The organism is Ruegeria sp. HKCCD6428, assembly GCF_013110595.1.
GTDB lineage: Bacteria > Pseudomonadota > Alphaproteobacteria > Rhodobacterales > Rhodobacteraceae > Ruegeria.
Map to the genome: position 1 here is coordinate 253,884 of NZ_WVQX01000006.1, position 6,423 is coordinate 260,306.

Genomic DNA, 6,423 nt, shown 5'->3' on the forward strand with positions numbered 1-6,423 from the left:
TTCCCTTTACGCAACAGATCCGATCTCACGCCGCACCCAGTTGGCAAAGGCCACGGCGCCGGGTGTGTCCTCGGCCTGCGGCGACAGCAGCAGATAGTAGGACTCGGGCATTCGCGCACGGTGCTTGAACGGCGCGACCAGCTGACCGCGCTTGATCAGATGACTGGCGATCGTGTCATGTGCCAGGCAAAGACCACCGCCAGCCATGACCGCTGACAGGCAAACCAGATAGGTCGTCGCGTAGGTTATCGGCGGATTTTCCCAATTCAGACCCTGATCTTCCGCCCAGCTTGGCCAGTTGGACAGCAGGTTGGAGCAGTCGAAAAGTGGCTGTTCCTGAAGGTTTTCCAAGCAAACCGGATAATCTGGTGCACAGACCGGATAATAGTGTTCGGTGCGCAGAATTTCGGTTCGGACCGTGTCGGACGGACGAAGCGAGAACCGAATCTCGACCGCTGCGCCTTCGGCCATTTCGCGCGGTTCCCAAAGCTCGGTGAAGACGTTCAATTGAACATGTGGATGTGCCGCCCGAAACGCCGGCAGGCGCGGGGCCAGCCAGTTGACGGCAAAGCTGATGTTGCATTGCACTTGAACCGCGTTTGGTTGCGCGCCGGTAACCGCCCGGGTTCCGCGCATCAGTGTCCGGAATGCCTCTCGCACAACTGGCAGATAGGTGATTCCGGCCTCGGTCAGTTCCAGAGCTTTGGGGCGGCGCAGAAACAGTGGCTGCCCCAGATGCCCTTCCAGAGATTTAATCTGCTGGCTGACGGCGCTTTGCGTCATGTTCAGGTCTCGTGCCGCGCCGGTAAACGAGAGATGGCGTGCGGCGGCTTCGAAAGTGCGCAACCAGCCCAGCGGAGGAAGCGAGTTCTGCATCTACATAACCTCGGTATAAGTTCAGCTAATGGGATAGTTGCGTTTTTTTCGTTGGTCAAACTGCCGGGCCCCATGCAGGTTTGGCCACGACCAGCCGCGAAAGGAGCCAAGCATGAGCCTCACCAGTCTTCGTCCCAATATCGACCATTGGTCCGAGCGCGTGGATATGGCCGCCACCTTCCGCTGGACGGCCCGGCTGAACATGCATGAGGCGGTTGCCAACCATTTCAGCCTGGCGGTGAATGATGACGGCACGCAGTTTCTGATGAACCCCAATCAGGTGCACTTCGCGCGCATTCGTGCCTCGGATCTATTGTTGCTGGATGCCAATGACCCGAATGTGATGGAACAACCTGGCGCGCCGGACCCGACAGCCTGGGGGCTGCACGGTTCAATCCACCGCCACTGCCCGCATGCGCGTTGCGTCATGCATGTGCATTCGATCTTTGCGACTGTTCTGGCCTCTTTGGCCGACAGTTCATTGCCGCCGATCGATCAGAACACGGCGACCTTTTACAACCGCTACGTGGTAGATGAAGAATTCGGAGGTCTGGCCTTTGAAAGCGAGGGTGAGCGCTGCGCAGGGATGCTGTCCGATCCCAGGAAGAAGGTCATGATCATGGGCAATCACGGTGTTCTGGTCATCGGCAGCGACCCTGCGGATGCCTTCAACAGGCTGTATTATTTCGAACGCGCGGCCGAAACCTACATTCGTGCCTTGCAGACCGGGCGGCCCCTGCGTGTCTTGTCGGATGAGATTGCCGAAAAAACAGCGTTTGAGCTGGATGACTATCCCGATCAGGCCGAGGCGCACCTGCGTGAGATCAAGGCGATTCTCGACGCAGAGGAATCAGACTACGCAACCTGACTGCACATCCCAAAGAGAGCATCATGACGGATATCGCCCCGGATCCCGAAACCGCCCGCTGGCACTATCACCCCGAAGGTCCCGTGGGTCTGAACCCTTTGTTCAGCTGGCCACCGCGCCCGGCGGCAGTGCTGAAATGGTACAGCGGCGCGTGGTTGCAGATCACGTCCCTGACCTTGTGCATGGTTCTGGCGATAATTGCCTATGCCTTCTTTTTCCCTGCATTAGAGACGATGCAGAGCTTTGCACCCGGCTGGATGTTCCGGATCTGGCTGTTGAACATGGTGCCGCAAATCCTGGTGGCTGGGGGGCTGCATTGGTGGCTTTACATGCGAAAAGGGCAGGGCATGTATAAAAAGTTCGACCGCCGGGATCTGACACGGAACAACGGAACGTTTACTTTCCGCAATCAGGTTTGGGACAATATCTGGTGGACGCTGGGCAGCGCCATGACGGTTGCCACTGTTTACCAGTGGATCATCTACTGGGCGATGGCCAACGGCTGGGCGCCGACGATCACCTGGGCTGAAGCTCCGGTTTGGTTTGTGGTCTGGATGATGTTCATTCCGATGTGGTCTGGCCTGCACTTTTACTGGGTGCACCGGCTAGAGCATCACCCAAAGCTCTACAAACACGTCCACGCCGTGCATCACCGCAATGTCAATATCGGGCCCTGGTCTGGGATTTCGAACCACTGGTATGAAAACCTGCTGTATTTCACCACCTACTTCATCCACCTGATTGTGCCGTCTCATCCGCTGCATCTGCTGTTTCACAGTTCATTCCAGCAGATCAGCCCGGTTCTGTCCCATTCAGGGTTCGAAAAACTGAAAGCTGGCGAAACCGAGGCTGCGCGAGCTGGGGATTTCTTCCACCAGCTTCATCACAGGTATTTCGAGTGCAACTACGGCACGTCCGAAATCCCGTTCGACAAGTGGTTCGGCACCTACCACGATGGCTCGGCTGAGGCGACAACGCGTACGCGCGCGTACAAAAAGCAGATGTACACCTGATGGTTTCGGCGTGATCGCCTTAGTTTAAACCCGCTCAAACAAAGAAATGAACGCCGTGTCGTCTTTGTTGGGGCCAGCAGCAAGATCGCCATAAATGCGAACTTCGGGCAGGGTCAGATTTCGAATTTGACCCTGTTCCAATTGACGCAGTTTTTCTGCGAAACCCAATTTTTCGAAATGACGGGCATTGATCGAAAGAGCGAACTGCGCACCAGGCCGTGCGACACGCAAAAGCGCGGGAAAGACCTCGGGGCCGAGATGGCCGTGGGTGAAGGTCCCGGAAGAGACGATGCCGGAATAGCTTTCACGGGGCACCGGAATGCCTCGGGTCAGGTCCGCTTCGATCGCGTCCCGGTAAATGTCCTTGCTCATCGCCTGATCCAGCATCTCTGCGCTGATGTCGGTTGCATCAATGGGTCCGACGCCTAGCGCCGACAGCACCGCGCCGCACAGGCCGGTTCCTGCGCCGACATCCAGAATGGGCCCCTGACCGCCCGCGCCGACAAATGCCCGCGCCGTGTGGGTGTGAAGCTGATAGTCTTCGCGCGCGGCGAAACCGTCATCATAATCTCCTGCCCATTCCGCATAGAGCTGTCTGTTCTCGTCCGGAGAACTCAGCGCGTAGGCCGAATGCAGGTCAGGTGTTTTTTTGCTCATGACCAACAGAAAGGCGCATTCGAAGATTCGATTCAAGTGCGTCCATGCGGCGCTTGCATCCCGGTACGGCGCAGATCATCAAAGGGGCATGACCAAGACGCTCTTTTCCTTCGGCCATGGCTATTCTGCCCAGGCCCTGTCCCGAAACCTTGCCCCGAAAGGCTGGAAAACTGTTGGCACGACGCGAGACCGTGAAGGGATGGCCGCAATTCGGGCCTCTGGCGCCGAGCCGCTGATCTGGCCGGGTGAGGCACCGAACCTTGATGGGGTGAGCCATTTGCTGATCTCGACTGCGCCAGTTGAAGCGGGTGATCCGGTTTTGGCGGCGCTGGGCGGTGAAATCGCCAAGCGGTCCAGTCAGTTCGAATGGGTGGGCTATTTGTCGACAACGGCCGTCTATGGCGACCATCAGGGTGGCTGGGTGGATGAGGACACACCACCTGCACCGACCGCCAAGCGCGGCAGATGGCGTATGCTGGCCGAGGCGCAATGGTCGGCCATTCCGGGCCTGCCTGTTCATGTCTTCCGCCTGGCGGGTATCTACGGGCCGGGGCGCGGGCCGTTTTCCAAGCTCAAGCGTGGTGGGTTGCGGCGCATTATCAAGCCGGGGCAGGTGTTCTCGCGCATTCATGTGGAAGACATCGCGCAGATCCTGGAAGCTTCGATGATGAAGCCGAATCCGGGACGGGTCTATAATGTATGTGACGACGAACCGGTCCCGCCGCAGGATGTCATAGGCTATGCTGCCGAGTTGCAGGGTCTGCCCCTGCCTCCTGCGGTCCGGTTCGACGACGCCGATCTGTCGCCGATGGCGCGCAGTTTCTACAACGAAAACAAGCGGGTTCGAAACGACCGGATCAAGGAAGAACTGGGTATTGATCTGATCTATCCCAATTACCGTGTCGGGTTGGAAGCCCTGATGAAAGGCAAGTAGCGCCGTTACATCGCCGCCGCTTTGATCATGTCGGCCGCTTTTTCGGCTATCATGATGGTGGGTGCGTTTGTATTGCCCGACACCAATGTCGGCATCACCGAGGCATCGACGATCCGCAGGCCTTCAAGCCCTCGTACGCGAAGCTGGGGGTCGACGACCGCCATTTCGTCTACGCCCATCTTGCAGGTGCCCACGGGGTGATAGATCGTGTCGGCGCGGGCGCGGATGTGCTCCTCCCAATCCTGATCGGTCTGGGCGGTATCGGTGCCGAACAGTTCTTTGTGCCGATACTTGGCCAAAGCTGGCGCGTTGAGGATATCCCGCGCCATTCGCGCGCCTTTGATCATGGTTTGCAGATCGCGTTTGTCCGACAGAAACCCCGGATCGATGGCGGGGGCCGCCATGGGATCTGCGCTGTTCAGGCCTACGGTCCCCCGACTTTCCGGTCGCAGCTTGCAAACATGGCAACTGTACCCGTACCCGTAATGCAGTTTGCGGGCATGATCATCGACCATTGCGATGGTGAAATGCAGCTGAATGTCGGGACGCTCCAGATCGGGGGTGGTTTTCAGAAACGCTGCGCCTTCGGCAAATGGGGTGGCCGCCATCGAGACGCCCGTCTTGCTCCACCTTTGAATATGTCTCAACAACCGCGCTGCCCCTGCGGGGCCGATACCAAAATTGTCGGTGTCCGTGGTTTTGAAGATCAACGCGAAATCCAGATGATCCTGCAAGTTTTGCCCCACGCCAGGCAGTTCGTGGTGAACAGCGATTCCGTGCGGCTCAAGATCGCTCGTTGCACCAACACCCGAAACCTGAAGCAGTTGTGGCGATTTCAAAGCGCCTGCGCACAGCAGGACTTCGCGCTTCGCCCGGATGGTGATGTCTGCGCCCTTGCCTTTCGCCCGGTATACAACGCCCGTCGCGCGCTTGCCTTCAAAGCGCAGCCTGCTGGCATGTGCATGCGTGATGACCTTCAGGTTCGGGCGGTCGGAAACTGGAAAAAGATAACCAGCCGCCGCAGAACACCGTTCTCCATTCTTTGCCGGGTCGTGAAACTGGGTGACCTGGTACAGGCCGACGCCTTCGTTGTCGCCGCGGTTGAAGTCTTCGGTATGGCGGTGTTGCAGCTGCTGTGCGGCTTGAATGAACGCATGGGTGATTGGACGAGGCTCTTTTTGCCGTGAAACCTGTAACGGCCCGCTGTCACCATGCACGCTGTCTGCGCCAAGCTCATTGTTTTCGGCCCGTTTGAAATATGGCACTACACTGTCCCAGTCCCAGCCGTCGCAGCCCAGATCGGCCCAGCCATCATAGTCCTGCCGCTGACCGCGTACATACAGCATGGCGTTGATCGCGCTCGAGCCGCCCAGTGCCTTGCCGCGTGGTTGATAGCCTCTGCGCCCGTTCAGACCGGGCTGCGGGACCGTTTCAAAGGCCCAGTTGTTGATTCTGGGGCGCCCCGGAAGTGCGGTCACGACAGCGGCAGGCATTCTGACGAAAAGACTTTTCCCACCGCCACCTGCTTCAAGCAGGCAGACACTTGTGGATGGATCTTCGCTCAGGCGATTGGCCAGAACAGAACCGGCCGAACCGCCGCCTACGATGACATAGTCGAAATCCATGCTGTCTTGCGCACCTCTTGCGACGATTTCGTTTTCTTGACTGGTCGGGCAGGGTTACCACCTTCCCGGTGAGAGTGCGTTAATGGAGCAAAAAAACAACTGTGACCCAAAGTCAGTTTTTTGCGTAACCCAACCTTTTCTTGATGGTCAGGTCCGGGCTGCACGAAAGGTGCAGAAAGGTTTTGCAGGTCGTTTCTGTCTGCCGAACCTCTCGATTCCCCCGCAAGGGCAAGTTTTGTGGTTCCTTCTTGGGATATCCGCACGTTCCAGGCGGCATGGAGTTCTTGATTTGTTAAGTTAACTTATTGTTTTGGTTAACAAACACAAGAAATCGACGCGAAATGCAAAGTTTTTTGAAAATGGGGGTTGCAGGTCTCAGACCTAATCCGTAAATACCCCTTCACCGGCGCTGCTGAGGCGGTGCTGACGGGTCGGAGAGACGGCCTGACG

Annotated in this window: 6 protein-coding genes; 3 read left to right on the forward strand and 3 right to left on the reverse strand. The window is 57.9% G+C overall.

Annotation, left to right across the window (positions count from 1 at the left end):
* Window positions 1–6: 6 nt before the first annotated feature.
* Window positions 7–876, reverse strand: coding sequence for a LysR substrate-binding domain-containing protein (locus GS620_RS15185; RefSeq protein WP_171616709.1), 870 nt, complete (start codon window positions 874–876; stop codon window positions 7–9).
* A 112-nt stretch (window positions 877–988) separates the two neighbouring features.
* On the opposite strand from GS620_RS15185, the gene GS620_RS15190 reads away from it, so the two are divergent.
* Both GS620_RS15190 and GS620_RS15195 read left to right on the forward strand, forming a co-directional pair.
* A complete protein-coding gene (locus GS620_RS15190; protein WP_171616711.1) occupies window positions 989–1,744 on the forward strand; it encodes a class II aldolase and adducin N-terminal domain-containing protein in 756 nt (251 codons plus the stop codon).
* 23 nt (window positions 1,745–1,767) lie between these two features.
* On the forward strand, window positions 1,768–2,757 hold the full coding sequence (locus GS620_RS15195; RefSeq protein WP_171330739.1) for a sterol desaturase family protein: 990 nt from the start codon (window positions 1,768–1,770) through the stop codon (window positions 2,755–2,757).
* A gap of 24 nt (window positions 2,758–2,781) precedes the next feature.
* Here the strand turns inward: GS620_RS15195 and GS620_RS15200 are convergent, their stop codons facing one another.
* Window positions 2,782–3,414 carry a class I SAM-dependent methyltransferase gene (locus tag GS620_RS15200; RefSeq protein ID WP_171616714.1) on the reverse strand — a complete coding sequence of 211 codons (633 nt, stop codon included), beginning with the start codon at window positions 3,412–3,414 and terminating at the stop codon, window positions 2,782–2,784.
* Between the two features lie 88 nt (window positions 3,415–3,502).
* Here GS620_RS15200 and GS620_RS15205 point away from each other — a divergent pair, with 88 nt between their 5' ends.
* On the forward strand, window positions 3,503–4,348 hold the full coding sequence (locus GS620_RS15205; RefSeq protein WP_171616716.1) for an SDR family oxidoreductase: 846 nt from the start codon (window positions 3,503–3,505) through the stop codon (window positions 4,346–4,348).
* Window positions 4,349–4,353: 5 nt separating this feature from the next.
* On the opposite strand, the gene GS620_RS15210 is transcribed toward GS620_RS15205, so the two are convergent.
* The gene (locus GS620_RS15210; RefSeq protein ID WP_171616718.1) at window positions 4,354–5,973 is read right to left on the reverse strand and encodes a GMC family oxidoreductase; all 1,620 of its coding nucleotides are present in this window, start codon (window positions 5,971–5,973) and stop codon (window positions 4,354–4,356) included.
* Window positions 5,974–6,423: the final 450 nt, after the last annotated feature.

Bases quoted from the DNA above. Each gene is read 5' to 3' on its own strand.
- GS620_RS15185 (WP_171616709.1), bottom strand. From the start codon at position 876: ATGCAGAACTCGCTTCCTCCGCTGGGCTGGTTGCGCACTTTCGAAGCC.
- GS620_RS15190 (WP_171616711.1), top strand. From the start codon at position 989: ATGAGCCTCACCAGTCTTCGTCCCAATATCGACCATTGGTCCGAGCGC.
- GS620_RS15195 (WP_171330739.1), top strand. From the start codon at position 1,768: ATGACGGATATCGCCCCGGATCCCGAAACCGCCCGCTGGCACTATCAC.
- GS620_RS15200 (WP_171616714.1), bottom strand. From the start codon at position 3,414: ATGAGCAAAAAAACACCTGACCTGCATTCGGCCTACGCGCTGAGTTCT.
- GS620_RS15205 (WP_171616716.1), top strand. From the start codon at position 3,503: ATGACCAAGACGCTCTTTTCCTTCGGCCATGGCTATTCTGCCCAGGCC.
- GS620_RS15210 (WP_171616718.1), bottom strand. From the start codon at position 5,973: ATGGATTTCGACTATGTCATCGTAGGCGGCGGTTCGGCCGGTTCTGTT.